Origin of the sequence: Spirillospora sp. NPDC052242, assembly GCF_040679555.1 — a bacterium.
Classification (GTDB): domain Bacteria; phylum Actinomycetota; class Actinomycetes; order Streptosporangiales; family Streptosporangiaceae; genus Spirillospora.
Genome location: NZ_JBFAUZ010000006.1, coordinates 151,801 through 171,141 on the forward strand (window position 1 = coordinate 151,801; position 19,341 = coordinate 171,141).

A 19,341-nucleotide genomic window follows, 5' to 3' on the forward strand; every position below is an offset into this window, starting at 1 on the left:
GTCCGCGCGCAATGCATGGACGGCCGCGACGGCCCGGGGACGCGCCCCAGGCCGTCACGGCCGGACCGGCCGGTCGGCTCGATGCGGTTCGGCTCGGCCCACCGGCTCGGCTCGTCCGCTCAGCCCATCCGCTCGTAGGCGGGCGTGGTGAGGAACTCGGAGTAGTCGTCGGCGAGCGTGACCTCCTTGAACAGGGCCACGGCCTCGTTGTAGCGGGGCTCGTTGAACGCGTCGCCCAGCTCGGCGCGGATCTTGCCGAGCTCCTCGTCCAGCAGCCGCTCCACCCACTCCTTGGTGATCTTCTGGCCCTCGGCGGTGGAGACGCCGTTGTAGATCCACTGCCACACCTGCGAGCGGGAGATCTCCGCGGTGGCCGCGTCCTCCATCAGGTTGTGGATGGCGACCGCGCCCGCGCCGTCCAGCCAGGTGGCCAGGTAGCGCAGCGCCACGTCGATGTTGTTCCGCAGCCCCGCCTCGGTGATGTCGCCCGGGGTCGCCTTGACGTTGAGCAGGTCGGCCGCGGTGACGTTCACGTCCTCGCGCAGCCGGTCGCGCTGGTTCGGCTTGTCGCCCAGCACGCCGTCGAAGACCTCGCGGCAGACCGGGACGAGGTCGGGGTGCGCGACCCACGAACCGTCGAAGCCGTCGCCGGACTCGCGCGTCTTGTCCGCCCGCACCTTCTCCAGCGCGACCTTGTTGACCTCCTCGTCCCGGCGGGACGGGATGAACGCGGCCATGCCGCCGATCGCGTGCGCGCCGCGCTTGTGGCAGCTGCGCACCAGCAGCTCGGTGTAGGCGCGCATGAACGGCGCGGTCATCGTGATCGCGTTGCGCTCGGGCAGGACGAACTCGGCGCCGCGGTCCCGGAACTTCTTGATCACCGAGAACAGATAGTCCCAGCGGCCCGCGTTCAGCCCGGCGGAGTGGTCGCGCAGCTCGTAGAGGATCTCCTCCATCTCGAACGCGGCCGGGATCGTCTCGATCAGGACGGTCGCGCGGATCGTCCCGCGCGGAATGTTCAGGCGGTCCTGGGCCAGGTTGAACGCGTCGTTCCAGAGCCGCGCCTCCTGGTGGGCCTCCATCTTCGGCAGGTAGAAGTACGGGCCCCGGCCCTTGTCGATCTGCCGCTGCGCGCAGTGGAAGAAGTAGAGGCCGAAGTCGAACAGCGACCCGGACATGGGCTCGCCGTCGACCAGCAGGTGCTTCTCCAGCATGTGCCAGCCGCGCGGCCGGACGACGATGGTCGCCAGCTCGCCGTCGTCCTTGAGCGCGTACGACTTGCCGCTCTTGGGGTCGGTGAAGTCGATCGTGCGGTCGAGGGCGTCCCGCAGGTTGAGCTGGCCCTCGATCATGTTGTTCCATAGCGGGGTGTTGGCGTCCTCGAAGTCGGCCAGCCACACCTTCGCGCCCGAGTTCAGCGCGTTGATCGTCATCTTCCGGTCCGTCGGGCCGGTGATCTCGACGCGGCGGTCCTCGAGCCCCGGCGCGGGGTCGGCGACGCGCCACGAGTCGTCCGTCCGGATCCGCTCGGTCTCGGGAAGGAAGTCGAGCGTGCCGCCCTCCGACAGCCGCCGCTGCCGCTCCGCGCGGGCCGCGAGGAGCTCCTCGCGGCGCCCGCCCAGCTCGCGCTGGAGTGCGGCGAGCAGGCCGAGCGCCTCCGGCGTCAGGATCTCCTCGTACCGGTCGCCGAGCGGCCCGGTGATCTCGATGCCGTCCTGGTTGCCCATCTGCCTGCCCTTTCGTCTAGCGAAATTCTGTTTCTGTTACGCGGAGAACGTTACTCGGCGGTTCGCGCGCCGGTCAAAGCGGGCGCGCCCCCGGCCGCCCTCCTCCCGATCTCCCCGCGGTCGCCCGCGGCAACCGCCGTACGGAAACGGCGCATAAGCAGGTGACGCGGGGGACGCCCCGTGAGACGATCGTCGGGAAGACACAGCCGCGCCGCGGCGTTCTACCGAGGACATATGACTCAACCTTTCACTGCAGACCAGACCACCGACGAGCTCGAGCCGATGACCGGCGAGCTCGACCTCGAGGACCGGCGGGCACTGCGCCGCGTCGCCGGACTGTCCACCGAGCTGACCGACGTCACCGAGGTCGAATACCGTTCCCTGCGACTGGAACGGGTCGTCCTGGTGGGCGTCTGGACCGAGGGCACCGCCGAGGCCGCCGAGAACTCGCTGCGCGAGCTCGCGCTGCTCGCCGAGACGGCCGGCTCCGAAGTGCTCGAGGGCCTCGTGCAGCGGCGCTCCCGTCCCGACCCGGCCACCTACATCGGATCCGGCAAGGCCGCCGAGCTGCGCGACGTCGTCATCGCGACCGGCGCCGACACCGTCATCTGCGACGGCGAGCTCGCCCCGAGCCAGCTCCGCCACCTGGAGGAGACCGTCCAGGTCAAGGTCATCGACCGGACGGCCCTGATCCTCGACATCTTCGCCCAGCACGCCAAGAGCCGCGAGGGCAAGGCGCAGGTCGAGCTGGCGCAGCTCGACTACCTGCTGCCCCGCCTGCGCGGCTGGGGCGGCAACCTGTCCCGGCAGGTCGGCGGCCGCGCCGCCGGCGGCGTCGGGATCGGCGGCCGCGGCCCCGGCGAGACCAAGATCGAGCTGGACCGGCGGCGGATCCGCACCCGGATGGCCAAGCTGCGCCGGCAGATCGCCGAGATGTCCAAGTCGCGCGACACCAAGCGCGGCGGCCGCCGCCGCCACGAGGTGCCGGCGGTCGCCATCGCCGGCTACACCAACGCGGGCAAGTCGTCCCTGCTCAACCGGCTCACCGGCGCCGGGGTGCTGGTGGAGAACGCGCTGTTCGCCACCCTCGACCCCACGGTCCGGCGCGCCGAGACCCCCGGCGGCCGCGCCTACACGCTGGCCGACACCGTCGGGTTCGTCCGGCACCTGCCGCACCAGCTCGTCGAGGCGTTCCGCTCGACGCTGGAGGAGGTCTCCGACGCGGGACTGGTCCTGCACGTCGTGGACGGCTCCGACCCCGACCCCGAGGCGCAGATCGACGCCGTCCGGGAGGTCCTGCGCGAGATCGACGCCCAGGACATCCCCGAGATCATCGTGATCAACAAGGCGGACGCCGCCGACGAGCTCGCGCTCGCCCGGCTGCAGCGCCGCGAGCCGAACAGCGTCGTCGTCTCCGCCCGCACCGGGTTCGGCATCGACGAGCTGCGCGCCGCGATCGAGGCCGGGCTGCCCGGGCTCGAGGCCGAACTGCACGTGCTCGTCCCGTACGAGCGGGGCGACCTGGTCGCGCAGGTGCACGAGCGCGGCGAGGTCCTCAAGCAGGAGCACGTCGCCGAGGGCACAATGCTGCACGCGCGGGTCCCCGACGACCTCGCCGCCGACCTCGCCCGGTTCGAGGTCGCGCCCGCCTGACCGTCCGCCCGACTCGCCCGTCGAACGCCCGCGAACCCCGCCGGACACCCGTCCGGCGGGGTTTTCGGTCGAGAATCCCCCGAATTCCGGCCATTCCAAAATGGACGCACGGTCGCCGTACGGTGACAGCTTCGCCAATCGGCTTGACGGTGCGGTCGAATTCCGTACGGTCATAGGGCTATGGGCGAGGCGACGGGCCGTCGATGAAAGGTTGTCGGACGGGCCTTCGGTGCACTACCGTGACGGAACCGATATCTCCGGTCTCGTTGCCTGTGGTGGTCGCACGACCACCCGACCCTCCAATGGTGAATCGCCGGCACCCAGTCGGCGTTTCGGATCGAGAGCAGGTGGACCACTTCATGGCGTCCGGTACGTCGTCTCATCAAGGCCGGTGAACCAATGACGGTACGGCTGTTGACGAACATCGGCAGGCTCTGGACGGGCACCGACGTCTGCAGCAACGCCGCCGTGCTCATCCACGACGACCGGATCGTCTGGGCCGGCCCGGCGTCCGACCTCCCGCAGAGCGTCCCCGGCGTCATCGACGACATCGTCGACGTCGACCACGTGGAGAACCTCGGCGGCGGCCTCGTCACCCCCGGGCTCATCGACGCCCACGCCCACCCCGTCTACGCGGGCAACCGCTGGGCCGAACTCGCCATGCGCACCAGCGGCTCGTCCCACTCGGCCATCGCGGCCGCCGGCGGCGGCGTCAACTCGACCGTCACCGTCACCCGCGGCACCGACCCCTGGACCCTGTGCAACGGAGTCCGCGAACGCCTCCGCCAGTGGATCATCGCCGGGACCACCACCGTCGAGGCCAAGACCGGCTACCACCTCACCCGCGACGGCGAACTCGCCGACATCCGGATGCTGCGCTCCCTCGAGTCCGAGCCCTCGATGCCCCGCATCCACGCGACGTTCCTCGCCGCCCACATCCTCCCGCCCGAGTTCTTCGGCCGCCGCCGCGACTACATCGAGGCCGTCCGCCTCTGGGCCGGCGACGCCGCCGTCGCGGGCGCCGACAGCATCGACGTCTACTGCGACGAGGGGCACTTCACCGCCGAGGAGGCCCGCGCCCTCCTGCTCACCGGCAAGCGCGCCGGCCTGAAGGCCCGCATGCACGCCTGCGCCAACGAGCGCGTCGGCGCCGCCCAGGTCGCCGCCGAGGTCGGCTGCGCCTCCGCCGACCTGCTCACCCAGGCCAACGACGACGACATCAAGGCCCTCGCCCACGCCGGCGTCACCGCCACCGTCTGCCCCGGCAGCGCGCTCAACAACAACCGCGCGCCCGCGCCCGTCCGGCAGATGCTCGACCGCGGCGTCACCGTCGCCCTCGGCACCGACCACAACCCCGGCCAGTGCGGCATCACCTCCATGCCGCTGGTCATCGGCCTCGCCGTCGCCATGTTCGGCCTCAGCGTCACCGAGGCGCTCCGCGCCGCCACCCTCGGCGGCGCCGCCGCCCTCCGCTACGGCGACCGCGGCTCCCTCGCCCCCGGCATGCTCGCCGACATCGTGCTCTGGGACGCCGACCACGAGGGCGCCTTCGCCTGGGCGTTCGGCCTCCGCGCCCAGCGCGTGTGGCGCGGCGGCGTCCCCGTCCAGCCCTGACCCCCGCCGGAGTTATCCACAGCTCCTGATTTCCGGACGGTCCCCGGCCGCGGGCTCCTAACGTCGGCCCCATGAAAGCCTCCGACCGCCTGCAGGCACTCGTCGACCGCGTGCGGGACGCGCCCCCGCACGACCCGCCCGCCGCCCGCTTACGCGCGGCGCCCGACCGCCCCGGCGTCCGCGCGCTCGTCCTCCTCGCCGTGATCGCCGCCGTGGTCGCCGCGGGCTACCTGTGGGCGTCCCGCCCCCGCCCCCACGCCGCCCCCGCCCCCGACGCGAGCGTCGCGACCCTCGCCGCCGGACCGTCCGCCCCGGAGGCGTCCGCCGGCCCGGAGCCGCCCGCGACCCCCGCCGGCACCGTCGTCGTCCACGTCCTCGGCAAGGTGCGGAACCCGGGCGTGATCACCCTCCCGGCCGACGCCCGCGTCGCCGAAGCGATCAAGGCGGCCGGAGGGGTGCGCCGCGGCGCGAAGACCGGCCCGCTCAACCTCGCCCGCAAGGTGGTGGACGGCGAGCAGATCCCGGTGGGCGTCCCCGCCCCCACCCCACCGCCCGGCGCCCCGGCCACGGCCGCACCGTCGCCCGGCGGTGGCGGCACCCCGGTGGACCTCAACACCGCCACCGTCGACCAGCTCGACGAACTGCCCGGCGTGGGCCCCGTCCTCGCGGCCCGCATCATCGAGTACCGCACCCAGAACGGCGGCTTCCGCTCCGTCGACCAGCTCCAGGACGTCAACGGCATAGGCGCGAGCCGCTTCGCCGACCTCAAATCCAAGGTCCGCGTATGACCGTCCACGCGGCGGCTTGGGGGATGAGGTGTCGGGACGGAACCGGCGGGGGTGGGTCGTGCCGTGGCCGGGGGTGGGCGTTCGGGGCTTGTCGGGAGGCAGCGAGGGCGGGGGAGCGGGATGAAGCATGACGTGCGGCTCGTCGTTCCCGCCCTGGCGGCGTGGCTCACGGCCGCGGTGGCCATCGGGTTCGCGCCGGCGGTGTCCTACGCGCTGGCGGCCGGGGCGGCGGTCGCCGCCGTCGCGGTGCTCGTCCCGCGCCGGTCCGGGACGCGCCCGCTCATCGCCGGAGCGGTGCTCGCCTGCGCCGCGGCGGCCGCGGCCGGCGTCGCGCTGCGCGCCACCGCGGTCGGCACCGGACCGGTGCCCGACCTGGCCCGCGCCGGACGCACCGCGACCGCCGAGGCCGTCGTCACCGGGGACCCGCAGGCCACCGGCGGGACACGGCGGACGATCACGCTCCGGGCGCGCGTGGAGAGCGTGCGGCGCACGGATGTCCGCGTCCCGGTCCTGCTCATCGTGCACGACCGCCGCTGGCTCGACCTCGTCCCCAGCCAGCGGGTGCGGTTCACCGGCAGGTTCCGCGAGCCCCGCGACGACCGCCTGCTGGCCGCCGTCGTGCTCGTCCGCGGGGCGCCGTCCGCGCTGTCGCCGCCGTCCGGTGTGCAGCGGGCCGCCGAGGCCGTCCGGGCCGAGCTGCGCGCGGCCACGGACGTCCTCCCGCCGGACCAGCGCGGGGTGCTGCCCGCGATGGTCGTCGGCGACACGTCCCGGATCCCGCCGGACCTCGCCGACGACTTCCGCACGGCCGGACTCGCCCACCTCCTCGTGGTGTCCGGCGCGAACCTCGCGATCGTGATCGGCGCGGTCGTCGGCCTGTGCCGCCTGGTAGGGCTCGGCCGCCGCGCGCCGCCCCTCGCCGTCGTCGCCGTCTGCGCGTTCGTCGTCGTGGCCCGGCCGGAGCCGAGCGTGCTGCGCGCGGCCGTCATGGGCGTCGTGGGGCTGCTCGCCCTGCTCGCCGGCCGCCGCCGGCAGGGGCTGCCCGCCCTCGGCGCCGCGGTGCTCCTGCTCGTCCTGATCGACCCCGCGCTGGCGCGCTCGTACGGGTTCGCGCTGTCGGTCGCGGCGACCGCCGGGCTGCTCGTTCTCGCGCCGCCCTGGCGGGAGCGGCTCGCCCGCCGCCTGCCCGGGCCGCTGGCGGACGCCCTCGCCGTCGCCGCGGCGGCGCAGACGGCCGTCGCCCCGATCCTCGTCATGCTGTCCGGAGAGGTCGGTGTCGTCTCCGTGCTCGCGAACCTGCTCGCCGCGCCCGCCGTGGCGCCCGCCACGCTGCTCGGCGCGCTCGCCGCCGTGGTCGCGCCGGTGTCGTCACCGCTCGCCCGGCTGGTCGTCCGCCCCGCGGGGCTCGCCGTCGGCTGGATCATCGGGGTCGCGCGGGTCACCGCCGACCTCCCGTACGCCACGGTGCCCTGGTTCGCGGGCGGGCTCGGCGCCGCGAGCCTGCTGGCGGCGGCGGCCGCGGTCCTGCTCGTCCTGCGCAGCTCCCGCGTGCGGCTGGTCGTGGCCGCACTCCTGACCGGGATCCTGGTCGCGGTGATCGCCCTGCGGGTCACGGCACCCGGATGGCCCCCGCCCGGCTGGCGGATGGTCGCCTGCGACGTCGGCCAGGGCGACGCGATCGTCCTCGCGGCCGGACCCGGCCGCGCGGTCGTGGTCGACGCGGGCCCCGAACCGGGCCCGGTCGACGCCTGCCTCGACCGCCTGCGGATCTCGGCCGTCCCGCTGCTGGTCATCACCCACCCGCACGCCGACCACGTGGACGGGACGCCCGGCGTCCGCGACGGCCGCGCCGTCGGGCGGGTCCTGACGACCCCGCGCACGTCCGGCCGCGCCGCCCGCACGGCCCGCGGCGTCCCCGCCCGTCCCGCCCTCCCCGGCCAGACATGGCGCATCGGCGACCTCGCCCTCACGGTCATCGCGCCCCTCGCCACCGGCCCGCCGCTGTCCCGCGGCGACGACGGCAGCACCATCAACAACGCCAGCGTCGTGCTGGTGGCGCGCAGCCCCGGGTTCAGCGCCCTGCTCGCGGGCGACATCGAGGCCGACGCCCAGCGCGTCCTCGCGGGCGCCGTGCCGCCCGTCCAGGTCCTCAAGGTCCCGCACCACGGTTCCCGCAGCCAGGACCGCGGCTTCCTGGCGGCGGCGCGGGCGTCCGTCGCCCTCATCTCCGCCGGCCGCGACAACGACTACGGCCACCCGTCGCCCGCGACCCTCGCCCTCCTGCGCGACCTGCGCCTCCGCATCCACCGCACCGACCGCGAAGGAGACATCGCCGTCGTCCCCACGACCACCGGCATCGCCACCGTCTCCCGAAGATGACCCGCCGCACCCCCCCGGCGTTCCGCTGGCCGCCCGCGTGTGGTCGTCCGCAAGGAGGCACCGGCATTGCCACCGTCTCCCGCCGCTGACCCGCCGCACCCGGCGGCCGCGCCCCCGCGCACCCGGCGGCCCTACGTGACCGTCCTGATGACGCACGGAACGCACGCCGCCGCGGGGAAGATGTGAGGGCGGGGGCTCGGTCGTGGCATGCTGCAGGGTGTGTCGGTAGAGCCCATCATCCTGGTCGTCGGTGACGAAGAGCTGCTGGTCGAGCGCGCGGTCGGCGACATCGTCGCTTCCGTGCGGGCGGGGGATCCGGACACCGAGGTGATCGATCTGGCGCCCGGGGGGCTGGAGCCCGGGCGGATCTCGGAGCTGACGTCGCCGTCGCTGTTCGGCGGCGGCAAGGTGCTCGTCATCCGGTCGGCGCAGGACCTCGGCAAGGACCTCACCGCGGAGGTGCTGAAGTACGCCAAGACGCCCGCGGACGACGTGGTGCTCGTCGCCCTGCATCCCGGGGGCGCCAAGGGCAAGGCGCTGGTGGACGGGCTGACGAAGCTCAAGGCGCGCAAGATCACGTGCCCGAAGGTCACCAAGGTCGGCGAACGGGTCGACTTCGTCCGCACCGAGATCCGCAACGCGGGCGGCAAGATCTCGGCGGACGGCGCACGCGGGCTGATCGACGCCGTCGGGAACGACCTGCGGGAGCTGGCGGCGGCGTGCAGCCAGCTGGTCGCCGACACGGGCGGGAAGATCGACGACGCCGCGGTGGCCCGGTACTACCGGGGACGGGCCGAGGTCAGCGGGTTCACGGTGGCGGACAAGGCCATCGAGGGGCAGCTGGCCGACGCCCTCGAGCAGCTGCGGTGGGCGCTCGCGACGGGCGTCCCGCCGGTGCTGATCGTGAGCGCGCTGGCGCAGGGCGTCCGCGGGCTCGCCAAGGTGGGCGGAGCGCCGCGGGGCGCGCGGGGCGCGGCCCTCGCCAAGGACCTGGGCATGCCGCCGTGGAAGATCGAGCGCGTGCAGAAGCAGCTGCGGGCCTGGTCGGCGGACGGCGTCGCGCGGGCGATGACGGTCGTCGCCGAGGCCGACGCGGCCGTCAAGGGCGCCGCCGCCGACCCCGCGTACGCGCTGGAGCGGACGGTCGCGGAGATCGTCGCCGCCCGCGGCTGACGGGACGCGGGCGGTGGCCGCGTGACCGCCCGGGACGTCCGGACGGGGCTAGGCCGTCTCGGCGGCCTTCTTCACGCCGTTCGCCTCCATCGTGACGTAGGCGCGGGCGCGGCGGCCGAACAGCAGGCCGATCACGGGGGCGAGCGGGCCCGACTGGACGAGCGTGAGCTGCAGCGTCGCGCCGTCCGCGGCGGGCCGGACCAGGTGCCCGCCGGTGGTGGCGACGCCCGGGGTGCGCGACTCCCAGGTGAACGACTCGCCGTCGGTGAACTCGGTGACCGTCCAGACGGCCTGGGCGAGGCGCGGCTGCCGGATGCGGGCGCGCGCGCCGACCCGGAGCGGGCCGTCGAGCAGTTCGACGCTCTCCATCGACGGGGTCAGGGCGGGGAGCCGTTCGACGTCGGCGAGGAGGCCCCAGACCCGTTCGGGCGGGGCGGCGACGTCGACGGTGATCTCGAAGCGCATCAGGGACTCCGGAGGCTGGTGCGGATCGCCGACAGCAGGTCCGTGACGAGCGGGTCGTCGGCGCGGGACGGCAGGTGCAGGGCGTGGTAGCGGACGGGTGGGAGGTCGATGATCTCGCGGGTGACCAGTCCGGCGGAAGGGGCGACGCAGCCGTTCACGACGGCGAGGCCGACGCCGAGGGAGACGAAGTGCAGCATCAGCGGCCATCCCTCGGCCTCGACGGCGACCGACCAGGGGACGTCCGCGGCGCGCAGCGCGCGTTCGAGGGCGACCCGGTGCGGGCCGGCGGGCGGCGGGACGATCAGCGCCGTGCCGGCGAGGTCGGCGAGGGACAGGGCGGGCGCGGCGGCGAGGGGATGGCCCTCGGGCATGACCAGGACCTGCGGGTACGTGGCGAGCACGGTGGCGGTGAGGTCGGCGGGCAGGACGTCCAGGACGGCGACGCCCACGTCGGCGCGGCCGGTGCGGACGGCGGCGAGGGTGCGGGGCCGGTCCCCGTTGATCAGCCGGACGCCGGGACGGACGACGCCGCCCAGCAGGTACAGGTAGGCGCCCTCCCCGGCGGCCAGGGTGGGTGCGCGGACGGTGCCGTGGAGGTCCGCGAGGAAGGACGCGACGCGGGCGTCGAGGTCGCGGGCGAACCGGGCGGCGGCCTCGCCCGCCGGGGTCAGCGCGAGCCGCCGCCCGTGCCGCGTGTAGAGCGGACGGCCGAGCGTCTCGGCGAGTTTCCGCACCTTGACGTGCAGCGCCGGCTGCGAGATGTGCAGCTCCTCGGCGGCGCGGGTGAAGTTGAGGTGGTCGGCGAACACGGCGAACGAGGCGAGCGCGTCGGTGGACACCCGGTCCAGGTCCATAGTCGTGGACTATAGCCGCGCGGGAGATCCATAGTTCTGTTGGAGCGCCGGATGCCGGATCGTCGAGGCATGAACAACGAACCTCGGCTCGGCATCGACTTCGGCAGGGTGATCCAGGGCGGCTCGCGGGCGCCGGGGAACGCGGACACCGCCTTCCTCGGCGGCTCGCTCGAGGAGGCGTTGGCGTCCCCGGCGACGGACGGCGCGTTCGACGTCCTGCCGGAGCTGGTCGCGCTCGTCGGCGGGCGCGCCTGGATCATCTCCAAGGCGGGCGACCGGGTGCGGGCGCGGACGCTCGCCTGGCTCGACCACCACGACTTCTACCGCCGGACGGGCCTCGCGCGGGAGAACGTGCGCTTCTGCAGGAAGCGCGCGGACAAGGCCCTGCACTGCGCGGAACTCGGGATCACCCACATGATCGACGATCGTCTCGACGTGCACCGGGCGCTGCGCGGGACCGTCCCGCACCTCTACCTGTTCGGCCCGCAGGAGACCGTGCCGGAGTGGGTGCGGCACGTCCCGACCTGGGCGGACGCGCGGCGGCTCAGCGGAGATATCGGGGCGGGACGGACGCCGTCAGCCACACGCCGTTCGAGGTGACGCGGAACTCGTGCCCGTCGGCGGCCATCCGGCCGGCCCGCACGACGAGGACGACCGGGACGCCGCGGCGCGCGCCCACCCGCGCCGCCGTCTCGCGGTCGGGGGACAGGTGGACGGCGTGGCGCCCCATCGGCCAGAGGCCCTCGCGCATGATCGCGGCGACGGACCGGCGGACGGTGCCGTGGTACAGCAGCTCCGGCGGGGGAGTGACCGGAAGGTTCAGCTCGACGGGCACCGAGTGGCCCTGCACGGCGCGGATCCGGTTCCCGTCGAGGGCGTAGCGGCCCTTGCCGTCGGACGCCACGACCCGTTCGAGTTCGCCGCGCCCGATGGGGAAGCCGTGCCGTGCGGCGGCCGCGAGCAGTTCGCCGACGTCGGCCCAGCCCTCCCGGTCGAGCGCGAGGCCGATGTCCCCGGGACGGTGCCGCAGGTGGCGGGCGAGGTACTTCGAGACCCGCACGGCGCGACGCTCGTCCGGCCGACCGCTCTCGAGCCGCCCGCCCTCGCTCGGCCCGCCCTCGCTCGGCCCGTCCTCGCTCGGCCCGCCCTCGCCCGGCCCGTCTTCGGCCGGTTTGCGGTCGCCCGGCTCCCGCTCGTCCATCGTCCCGTCCCCGGACATGCTTCGGGGCCGGTCCGTGCGGACCGGCCCCGGACGCGTGGTGCGGCCTTACTTGGCCTGCAGCTCGGCGGTGCGCTTGGCGATCGCCGACTTGCGGTTCGCGGCCTGGTTCTTGTGGATGACGCCCTTGCTCGCGGCCTTGTCGAGCTTGCGGGCGGCGCTGCGCTGCGCGGCGACGGCGTCCTCGACGTTGCCGGCGTCGGCGGCCTCGCGGAACTTGCGGATCGCCGTCTTCAGCTCCGACTTGACGGCCTTGTTGCGCAGGCGGGCCTTCTCGTTCTGCTTGTTGCGCTTGATCTGGGACTTGATGTTAGCCACGTCGTAGTGCCTCGGTTTGGGTCGCGATCCTCGCCTGCGCGCCGGCAGGCTCTGACGAATGTCCAACGGGGGCGGTCGGTGTCGGTGCCCCCGGGGCACGACGGTACGCCACACGCAGTCGCACAGCTTAGCAATCACCGGGCCCGCCCCCAAACCGGGCCGTGCACGGAGCATCGCGCGCGGCATGGGACCATGGGAAGTACAGAACCCATGTCCACACCCCGAGTGAGTTTGCGAACGGACCCCGGTGGCAGCGCCTGAGCCCAACAAGACCGATCCCGCGATCATCCGCAACTTCTGCATCATCGCGCACATCGACCATGGAAAGTCGACGCTCGCGGACCGGATGCTGCAGTTGACCGGCGTCGTCGAGGAGCGCCAGATGCGCGCCCAGTACCTCGACCGCATGGACATCGAGCGCGAGCGCGGCATCACGATCAAGAGCCAGGCGGTCCGGCTGCCGTGGACGCGCGACGGCGTCGAGCACATCCTGAACCTGATCGACACCCCCGGCCACGTCGACTTCTCCTACGAGGTGTCGCGGTCGCTGGCGGCGTGCGAGGGCGCGGTCCTGCTGGTGGACGCGGCGCAGGGCATCGAGGCGCAGACGCTCGCGAACCTGTACCTGGCGATCGAGGCCGACCTGCACCTGATCCCGGTCCTCAACAAGATCGACCTGCCCGCGGCGCAGCCCGACAAGTACGCCGAGGAGATCGCGGGCATCATCGGCTGCGACCCGTCCGACGTCCTGCGGGTGTCCGGCAAGACGGGCGAGGGCGTCGCCGAGCTGCTGGACCGGATCGTCGAGACGGTCCCGGCGCCGGTCGGCGACCCGGACGGCCCGGCCCGCGCGCTGATCTTCGACTCGGTGTACGACACCTACCGGGGCGTCGTCACGTACGTCCGGATCGTGGACGGGCACCTGTCGCGCCGCGAGAAGAGCCTGATGATGTCGACGGGCGCCGCGCACGAGACCCTCGAGGTCGGCGTGATCGCGCCGGAGCCCAAGCCGGTCGGCGGGCTCGGCGTCGGCGAGGTCGGCTACCTGATCACCGGGGTGAAGGACGTCCGGCAGGCGCGCGTCGGCGACACCGTGACGACCGCGTCGAAGGCGGCGCCCGAGCCGCTCGGCGGCTACCAGGACCCCAAGCCGATGGTGTTCTCCGGCCTGTACCCGGTGGACGGCGACCAGTACCCCGATCTGCGGGAGGCGCTGGAGAAGCTGCGGCTGAACGACGCCGCGCTGGTGTACGAGCCGGAGACGTCGGCGGCGCTCGGGTTCGGGTTCCGCTGCGGGTTCCTCGGGCTCCTGCACATGGAGATCGTCCGGGAACGGCTGGAGCGCGAGTTCAACCTGTCGCTGATCTCCACCGCGCCGAACGTCGTGTACCGCGCGGTGATGGAGGACGGCACCGAGCACGTCGTCACGAACCCGAGCGAGTTCCCCGAGGGCAAGGTCGGCGCGGTGTACGAGCCGATCGTGAAGGCGACGCTGCTGTCGCCGTCCGAGCACATCGGCGCGATCATGGAGCTGTGCCAGGGGCGGCGCGGCGAGCTGCTCGGCATGGACTACCTGTCGCCCGACCGGGTCGAGATCCGCTACACGCTGCCGCTCGCCGAGATCATCTTCGACTTCTACGACCAGCTCAAGACGCGGACCCGCGGGTACGCGTCGCTGGACTACGAGCCCAGCGGGGAGAAGGAGTCCGACCTGGTGAAGGTCGACATCCTGCTGCAGGGCGAGTCCGTCGACGCGTTCAGCCAGATCGTCCACCGGGACAAGTCCCGCGAGTACGGGCTGATGATGACGGCGAAGCTCAAGGAGCTGATCCCGCGGCAGCAGTACGAGGTGCCGATCCAGGCCGCGGTGGGCGCCCGCATCATCGCCCGGGAGAACATCCGCGCCATCCGCAAGGACGTCCTCGCCAAGTGCTACGGCGGCGACATCTCCCGCAAGCGGAAGCTGCTGGAGAAGCAGAAGGAGGGCAAGAAGCGGATGAAGACCATCGGGCGGGTGGACGTCCCGCAGGAGGCCTTCGTCGCTGCGCTGTCCACCGGCGGCGGAGGCGAGTCCGGCGAGAAGGGCAAGAAGTAGGCGCGCGCGCCGCGCGGCGGCCCCGGCCCGGCGGGACCGGGGCCCGGCCCGCCGCTACTTCTTGATCAGCGGCCAGGCCACCGGCGCCGGCACCCGCCGGAACTCGCCGCGGTTGGCGGCCCGTCCCGCGTACACCAGGAAGAACATCACGACCGCGGTGAAGACCAGCGGCACCCAGATGAGCACGTCCACGGCCAGCGCCAGCAGCCCGCCGACGATCCAGACGGCGAGGGCCGCCAGCCCCATGTTGAGGCCCTGCACGGCGTGCCGCCGGGCGAACGCCGAGCGCGGCTTGCCCAGGTAGACGACCGCCGGCGCGATCACGCCGACGATGAACTGCCCGACGTAGGCCATCAGCGACCAGGTCCGCTCGTCGTCGGCGACCGGGCCGTAGTGGCCGGGCATCGGCCGCGTCCGCGGCGGCTGCTGCGGGCCGGGACCGGGTGCGGGCCCGGGCGGCGGTGCGCCGGGCGGCTGCTGCTGCCACAGGTTGCCGGGCTGCTGCCAGGGTGCCTGCCCGGGCTGTCCCTGGCCCTGCGAGGGGGGAGGCCCGTAGGCCATGGCGGGCTCCTCTCCGACGTCGCGCCTTCGCCGTCCGTGGTTCGGTGGTGAACTCTACGACTCCTTGGACGCGCGCGAAGTTCGCCCCGGTTCCGGATTTGCGGCGGGGATCACCCGCGCCACAGCACGGCGGACGGCTCCCCGGGCGTGAGCGTGACCGTCCCGTCCCAGGTGAGCGCGGACGGGCCCGGCAGGAACGAGTCGTCCAGCATGAAGGCCCGGTGGATCGCGGTGACCGCGATCGGGGCGCGGTCGTCGCCGAGCCCGGTCGGCCGCCGCACGGCCTCGACGCTCGCGATGTCGGACGTCCGGGTGCCCGGCGGCAGCTCGACGGCGGTGGCGACGGCACCGTCGCGCCCGATCGTCCGGTCGGCCCGCCCGTGGTCGGACCGGTACAGGACGGACGGGTCGTCCTTCAGCCGCACGCCGAGCGCGAGGCCCGGCGCGGACCCGATCGTCGTGCCGTCCCCGACGTCCATGGCGAACTCGACGAACAGGTAGGCGCGCGGGTCGCCGGCGGCGGGCGTCGCGGGGTCGGACGGCTGCTCGACCTTCCCCTCCCGCACGAGTTCCTGCGCCATCACCCGGTACGTCCACGGCTCGCGGTCCATGACGGCCTCGCGGGCGCGCCCGTCCGGTCGGGTGCGGGACGCGTCCGGCAGGAACCGCAGCGGGGCGTCCGGGGAGATCACGTCGCACAGGTTGTTGTTCTGCGTGCACGTCTGCAGGACCGGATGGTCCTGCTCGTACCGGCCCGCGAAGTTCAGGGTGATGTGGAACGGCCCGTGGTAGACGGCCGTCCCCGGCACCCGGGCGCCCGACGCGTCCACCTCGACCCGGTACGTCCACTCGATGTCGCTCGTCCGGCCCCACCGCGCGAGCAGGCCGGGCGTGTCGGTGCCGCCGTCCTCGTTGCTCCACACGAGCGAGTACTCGATGATCCGGTGCCCGGCCGTCGCCGCGGGCCGCGTCTCGTGCCACGCGACGAGCGGCGCGTCGGTCGCCGCGTTCTGGTGCGGGTCGCCGAACGGCCAGCCCGTCCGCCCGACGATCACGGGGGCGTGCCGCAGCGCGAGCTGCCCGGCCTCCGGCACGGTGACGCGCGGGCCCGCGAGCGTCACGCTCCCGGCCGCGTCGGCGCTCGCCTCCGCGAACCGCAGCGTGACCTCGTGCGGGCCCTGCGCGACGTGCCCGATCCCGAGGCTGCGCGGCACCGGATCGGACGACGGGACGACGACGTCGGTGACGTGCCGCCCGTCCACCGAGACCGCCACCACGGCGGACTCGGCGCCCGCCCGCCCCCAGGAGACGCCCGGCGCCGACGCGGTGAAGCCGAGCACGGCCTCCCCGGCCCGGTCGGCGGTGAACGCGATCGTCCGCGCGCCGCCGTCCCGCTCCAGGACGATCGTGCCCGGTGCGGCGGCGCGCGCGGCCGTCCCGGGGACGAGCGCGAGGGGCGCGGCCGCGAGGGCGGCGGTCAGAAACGAGGCGGCGTGACGCGCGCGGCTTCCCATGATCGGGAACGTAGGGCCGCCGGGTTGCGGCACGGTGACGGATCGGTCCCTCGCGGGTGACGGATCCGCCGTGCGCGCGCCCGTCCGCAGGTCGGCGCGGGGAGGCCCGGGCGGCGTGGCCGGATCCGGACGTCCGGGGCGTCAGCGTCCGCGGTGCCCGGGAGCGGACGGGAAGTGCAGGGAGACCGTCGTGAAACGGCCGGACCGCGGCGCCGGCGGGTCTGGTTCGTGCAGGTTGAGGCCCATCGCGGGGATCCGCGCCGTCCGGCCGCGCTCGACGACCTCGTGGCCGAGGTCCCGGAAGAGGGTGACGACGTCGGCGGCGGGATCGTCGAGCAGGTCGACGCCGTCCAGGCGCAGCCGCAGCTCCGGGTTGCCGCCCCAGCCGGACCGGCGGGCGCCGACGATCTCGGCGAGCCGCTCGACGCCGTCCGCGCCCTCCTCCGTCGACAGCGCCAGCGACCCGCGGCCGACCCGCACGCTGCGATGCCCGGCGAAGCCGCACACGAACGCGTCCCGCGGCGGCGGCGTCCCGCAGTGCTCGGCGACGGCGTCGAGCGTGGTCCACGCGTCGGCGGCGCGGGTCGAGAACAGCAGGTGGGCGTCCGGGAGCACCGCGCCGCGCCCCGGTTCGAGCGTGACGACGAACGGCGGCACCTTCCCGGGGAACCGCGCCGGGTCCGGCTCCGCGAGGGTGACGAGCCCCTCCCACGCGACCGGGTCGTCGACGGCGAACCAGCTGATCGCGGCCTCGGCGCCGAACGCGCCGAACGTCGCGTCCGTCAGCCCCTCGTCGACGAGCCGGCGCAGGCCGTCCGCCGTGTCCGCGAGACGGCCGCGCCACCACGGGGGCTCCGGGTCGTTCCGCCGCCCGGCCGGGTTCCAGCGCGTCCCGGACGCCGGCAGCTCCGTGCGGCTTTCGCCGCCCGCGTCGTCCACGACCGTGCAGTGCCAGCCGTCCGGGCCGCCGCGCAGCAGCACCCGCGCCGGCGGCCGTCCGGTCCCCGCCTCGATGCGCATCCGACGAGCCTAGCCGGGGCGCGCCCGGCCCGGCGCCCGGCTCGTCCAAGATCGTCCGTGCGGCTCGCGGACGTTCGCGCGCGACACGCCGCAGGCCGTTCGTCCCGGGCGCCGATGTCGGTACGGTCGGAGGGCAGTGGCCGCGACGGGTAGCGGAGGTTCGAGGGTGGCCCACTCCGAGCAGGTTCTGCGTTCCCCCAAGGAGCGGGACACGGTGAACGGCGCCGTCCGCGCGCTGCGGTCGGCGGCCCCCGCCGGCTGGGAGCGGCTCGGGCTGGACTTCCGCGCCATCGTCGGGATCGACTGCGCGTCCTTCGAGATCGTCGACGCCGCCGGCGGGCGCCGCACCGCCATGCCGCCCGGCCACGCCGTCGGCAAGATGGACGAGCTGCGCCGCGTCATGTACCGGCGGGGGAAGGGCGCATGGTTCACCGCCCGGCTGCGCGTCGAACGGTCCGGGCGGTTCAGCGCCGAGTTCGACTACGACGGCGAACCCGACTTCGTCCCCCCGCTGCCGCCGTCCGCCTACGCGCAGGACCTCGACCGGTTCCCGCGCGCCGAGGAGTACATCCCCGGCTGGCTGCGGGAGAAGCTCCGCCTGGCCTGACCACGCCCCCGCGCGCGGCAGACTGGGAGCATGCCCGCGACCCTGCCCGACGGCGACCCCGTACCGGCCGACGGCGCCCTGCCGTCCGGCGCCCTCGACGGCCTGGGCACGCGGCCCTTCGCGTTCTACGTGCACGTCCCGTTCTGCGTGACCCGCTGCGGCTACTGCGACTTCAACACCTACACGGCCACCGAGCTGGGCCCGGGCGCGAGCCGCGACTCCTACGCCGACACCGCCGTCGCCGAGGTCCGGATGGCGCGGCGCGTCCTCGGCGACGCCGACCTGCCCGTCCAGACGGTCTTCGTCGGCGGCGGCACCCCCACCCTCCTCGCCCCGGACGACCTGGGCCGCGTCCTCGCCGCGATCGACGCCGAGTTCGGCCTGGCCCCCGGCGCGGAGATCACCACCGAGGCCAACCCCGAATCCGTCGACGACGCGTACCTCGCCAAGCTCCGCGAGGCCGGCTTCACCCGCGTCTCGTACGGCATGCAGAGCGCGCGCGAGCACGTCCTGGCCGTCCTGGAGCGGACCCACACGCCCGGACGCGTCCCCCAGGTCGTCGACTGGACGCGCAAGGCGGGCTTCGAGCACATCAACCTGGACCTCATCTACGGCACCCCCGGGGAGACCGACGACGACTGGCGCGCGTCCCTGGAGGCGGCCCTCGCGTCCGAGCCCGACCACGTGTCGGCCTACGCGCTGATCGTCGAGGAGGGCACCCGGCTGGCCGCGCAGGTCCGCCGCGGCGAGCTGGCGGCGCCCGACGACGACGCCATGGCCGACCGGTACCTGCTGGCCGACGACCTGCTCTCCGCGCACGGCCTGCACTGGTACGAAATCTCCAACTGGGCGACGGGCCCCGACGCCGCCTGCCGCCACAACCTCCTGTACTGGACGGGCGCCGACTGGTGGGGCGTCGGCCCGGGCGCGCACAGCCACGTCGGCGGCACCCGCTGGTGGAACGTCAAGCACCCCGCCGCCTACGCGTCCCGCCTCGCCGAGGGCGTCACCCCCGCCCACGCCCGCGAGATCCTCGACGCCGACGACCGCCGCGTCGAACGCATCATGCTCGAACTCCGCCTCGCCGACGGCTGCCCCACCGCCCTCCTCGACGACGCCGCCGTCCGCCGCCTCATCACCGACGGCCTCCTCGAACGGGCCCCCTACGCCGAAGGCCGCGCCGTCCTCACCCGCCGGGGCCGCCTCCTGGCCGACGCGGTCGTCCGAGACCTGTGCTGAGCGAAACCCGGTCGGCCTCCGGGCGCTGCGCGCCCTCCGGCCGCCCGGACAACCCGCCCCCCGGCGGTGACTGTGGTGCCGCGGCCCGCGTGGTGGCCCGGCTCCGAGGGGCGGC

17 protein-coding genes are annotated in these 19,341 nt (G+C 74.3%); 9 read left to right on the top strand and 8 right to left on the bottom strand.

Annotated elements, in window-relative coordinates:
• Positions 1–119 precede the first annotated feature (119 nt).
• Positions 120–1,727, bottom strand: coding sequence for a malate synthase A (aceB, locus tag AB0L25_RS07115; protein ID WP_500169491.1), 1,608 nt, complete (start codon positions 1,725–1,727; stop codon positions 120–122).
• Between the two features lie 234 nt (positions 1,728–1,961).
• On the opposite strand from aceB, the gene hflX reads away from it, so the two are divergent.
• The 5 genes from hflX to holA all read left to right on the top strand — a co-directional run bounded on the left by hflX (position 1,962) and on the right by holA (position 9,334).
• Positions 1,962–3,380 (top strand): GTPase HflX, encoded by a 1,419-nt coding sequence (hflX, locus tag AB0L25_RS07120; protein WP_500169492.1) that lies wholly within the window; start codon positions 1,962–1,964, stop codon positions 3,378–3,380.
• A gap of 399 nt (positions 3,381–3,779) precedes the next feature.
• A complete protein-coding gene (gene hutI, locus AB0L25_RS07125; protein WP_500169494.1) occupies positions 3,780–4,994 on the top strand; it encodes an imidazolonepropionase in 1,215 nt (404 codons plus the stop codon).
• Between the two features lie 71 nt (positions 4,995–5,065).
• Positions 5,066–5,782: a ComEA family DNA-binding protein gene (locus AB0L25_RS07130; RefSeq protein ID WP_500169496.1), complete on the top strand. Its 717-nt coding sequence runs from the start codon at positions 5,066–5,068 to the stop codon at positions 5,780–5,782.
• Positions 5,783–5,902: 120 nt separating this feature from the next.
• Positions 5,903–8,161 carry a ComEC/Rec2 family competence protein gene (locus AB0L25_RS07135; protein WP_500169498.1) on the top strand — a complete coding sequence of 753 codons (2,259 nt, stop codon included), beginning with the start codon at positions 5,903–5,905 and terminating at the stop codon, positions 8,159–8,161.
• Between the two features lie 207 nt (positions 8,162–8,368).
• Complete coding sequence (holA, locus tag AB0L25_RS07140; protein WP_500169500.1) at positions 8,369–9,334, top strand: DNA polymerase III subunit delta; 966 nt, start codon at positions 8,369–8,371, stop codon at positions 9,332–9,334.
• 48 nt (positions 9,335–9,382) lie between these two features.
• Here the strand turns inward: holA and AB0L25_RS07145 are convergent, their stop codons facing one another.
• Together AB0L25_RS07145 and AB0L25_RS07150 are read right to left on the bottom strand one after the other, a co-directional pair.
• Positions 9,383–9,799: an SRPBCC family protein gene (locus tag AB0L25_RS07145; protein ID WP_500169502.1), complete on the bottom strand. Its 417-nt coding sequence runs from the start codon at positions 9,797–9,799 to the stop codon at positions 9,383–9,385.
• The gene (locus AB0L25_RS07150) at positions 9,799–10,653 is read right to left on the bottom strand and encodes a LysR family transcriptional regulator (RefSeq protein ID WP_500169503.1); all 855 of its coding nucleotides are present in this window, start codon (positions 10,651–10,653) and stop codon (positions 9,799–9,801) included. Before AB0L25_RS07150 ends, AB0L25_RS07145 begins: the two co-directional genes overlap by 1 nt.
• Positions 10,654–10,722: 69 nt before the next feature.
• Between AB0L25_RS07150 and AB0L25_RS07155 the strand changes: the two genes are divergently transcribed.
• Complete coding sequence (locus AB0L25_RS07155) at positions 10,723–11,253, top strand: hypothetical protein (RefSeq protein WP_500169505.1); 531 nt, start codon at positions 10,723–10,725, stop codon at positions 11,251–11,253.
• Here AB0L25_RS07155 and AB0L25_RS07160 read toward each other — a convergent pair.
• Positions 11,198–11,872 (bottom strand): RNA 2'-phosphotransferase, encoded by a 675-nt coding sequence (locus tag AB0L25_RS07160; protein ID WP_500169507.1) that lies wholly within the window; start codon positions 11,870–11,872, stop codon positions 11,198–11,200. The two genes, AB0L25_RS07155 and AB0L25_RS07160, sit on opposite strands and share 56 nt — an antisense overlap.
• Positions 11,873–11,920: 48 nt before the next feature.
• On the bottom strand, positions 11,921–12,190 hold the full coding sequence (gene rpsT, locus AB0L25_RS07165; RefSeq protein ID WP_500169509.1) for a 30S ribosomal protein S20: 270 nt from the start codon (positions 12,188–12,190) through the stop codon (positions 11,921–11,923).
• A gap of 247 nt (positions 12,191–12,437) precedes the next feature.
• On the opposite strand from rpsT, the gene lepA reads away from it, so the two are divergent.
• Positions 12,438–14,285 (top strand): translation elongation factor 4, encoded by a 1,848-nt coding sequence (gene lepA, locus AB0L25_RS07170; RefSeq protein ID WP_500169511.1) that lies wholly within the window; start codon positions 12,438–12,440, stop codon positions 14,283–14,285.
• A gap of 54 nt (positions 14,286–14,339) precedes the next feature.
• On the opposite strand, the gene AB0L25_RS07175 is transcribed toward lepA, so the two are convergent.
• The 3 genes from AB0L25_RS07175 to AB0L25_RS07185 all read right to left on the bottom strand — a co-directional run bounded on the left by AB0L25_RS07175 (position 14,340) and on the right by AB0L25_RS07185 (position 17,380).
• Positions 14,340–14,846, bottom strand: coding sequence for a magnetosome magnetite crystal formation protein family (locus AB0L25_RS07175; RefSeq protein WP_500169513.1), 507 nt, complete (start codon positions 14,844–14,846; stop codon positions 14,340–14,342).
• A gap of 110 nt (positions 14,847–14,956) precedes the next feature.
• Positions 14,957–16,360: a hypothetical protein gene (locus AB0L25_RS07180; protein WP_500169515.1), complete on the bottom strand. Its 1,404-nt coding sequence runs from the start codon at positions 16,358–16,360 to the stop codon at positions 14,957–14,959.
• 141 nt (positions 16,361–16,501) lie between these two features.
• Positions 16,502–17,380 carry a hypothetical protein gene (locus AB0L25_RS07185; protein WP_500169517.1) on the bottom strand — a complete coding sequence of 293 codons (879 nt, stop codon included), beginning with the start codon at positions 17,378–17,380 and terminating at the stop codon, positions 16,502–16,504.
• 166 nt (positions 17,381–17,546) lie between these two features.
• On the opposite strand from AB0L25_RS07185, the gene AB0L25_RS07190 reads away from it, so the two are divergent.
• The gene (locus tag AB0L25_RS07190; protein WP_500169519.1) at positions 17,547–17,987 is read left to right on the top strand and encodes a hypothetical protein; all 441 of its coding nucleotides are present in this window, start codon (positions 17,547–17,549) and stop codon (positions 17,985–17,987) included.
• A 30-nt stretch (positions 17,988–18,017) separates the two neighbouring features.
• Entirely contained in the window at positions 18,018–19,226 is a 1,209-nt protein-coding gene (gene hemW, locus AB0L25_RS07195) for a radical SAM family heme chaperone HemW (RefSeq protein WP_500169521.1), read from the top strand.
• The last annotated feature ends 115 nt before the right edge of the window (positions 19,227–19,341 follow it).

Bases quoted from the DNA above. Each gene is read 5' to 3' on its own strand.
- aceB (WP_500169491.1), bottom strand. From the start codon at position 1,727: ATGGGCAACCAGGACGGCATCGAGATCACCGGGCCGCTCGGCGACCGG.
- hflX (WP_500169492.1), top strand. From the start codon at position 1,962: ATGACTCAACCTTTCACTGCAGACCAGACCACCGACGAGCTCGAGCCG.
- hutI (WP_500169494.1), top strand. From the start codon at position 3,780: ATGACGGTACGGCTGTTGACGAACATCGGCAGGCTCTGGACGGGCACC.
- AB0L25_RS07130 (WP_500169496.1), top strand. From the start codon at position 5,066: ATGAAAGCCTCCGACCGCCTGCAGGCACTCGTCGACCGCGTGCGGGAC.
- AB0L25_RS07135 (WP_500169498.1), top strand. From the start codon at position 5,903: ATGAAGCATGACGTGCGGCTCGTCGTTCCCGCCCTGGCGGCGTGGCTC.
- holA (WP_500169500.1), top strand. From the start codon at position 8,369: ATGCTGCAGGGTGTGTCGGTAGAGCCCATCATCCTGGTCGTCGGTGAC.
- AB0L25_RS07145 (WP_500169502.1), bottom strand. From the start codon at position 9,799: ATGCGCTTCGAGATCACCGTCGACGTCGCCGCCCCGCCCGAACGGGTC.
- AB0L25_RS07150 (WP_500169503.1), bottom strand. From the start codon at position 10,653: ATGGACCTGGACCGGGTGTCCACCGACGCGCTCGCCTCGTTCGCCGTG.
- AB0L25_RS07155 (WP_500169505.1), top strand. From the start codon at position 10,723: ATGAACAACGAACCTCGGCTCGGCATCGACTTCGGCAGGGTGATCCAG.
- AB0L25_RS07160 (WP_500169507.1), bottom strand. From the start codon at position 11,872: ATGTCCGGGGACGGGACGATGGACGAGCGGGAGCCGGGCGACCGCAAA.
- AB0L25_RS07175 (WP_500169513.1), bottom strand. From the start codon at position 14,846: ATGGCCTACGGGCCTCCCCCCTCGCAGGGCCAGGGACAGCCCGGGCAG.
- AB0L25_RS07180 (WP_500169515.1), bottom strand. From the start codon at position 16,360: ATGGGAAGCCGCGCGCGTCACGCCGCCTCGTTTCTGACCGCCGCCCTC.
- AB0L25_RS07185 (WP_500169517.1), bottom strand. From the start codon at position 17,380: ATGCGCATCGAGGCGGGGACCGGACGGCCGCCGGCGCGGGTGCTGCTG.
- hemW (WP_500169521.1), top strand. From the start codon at position 18,018: ATGCCCGCGACCCTGCCCGACGGCGACCCCGTACCGGCCGACGGCGCC.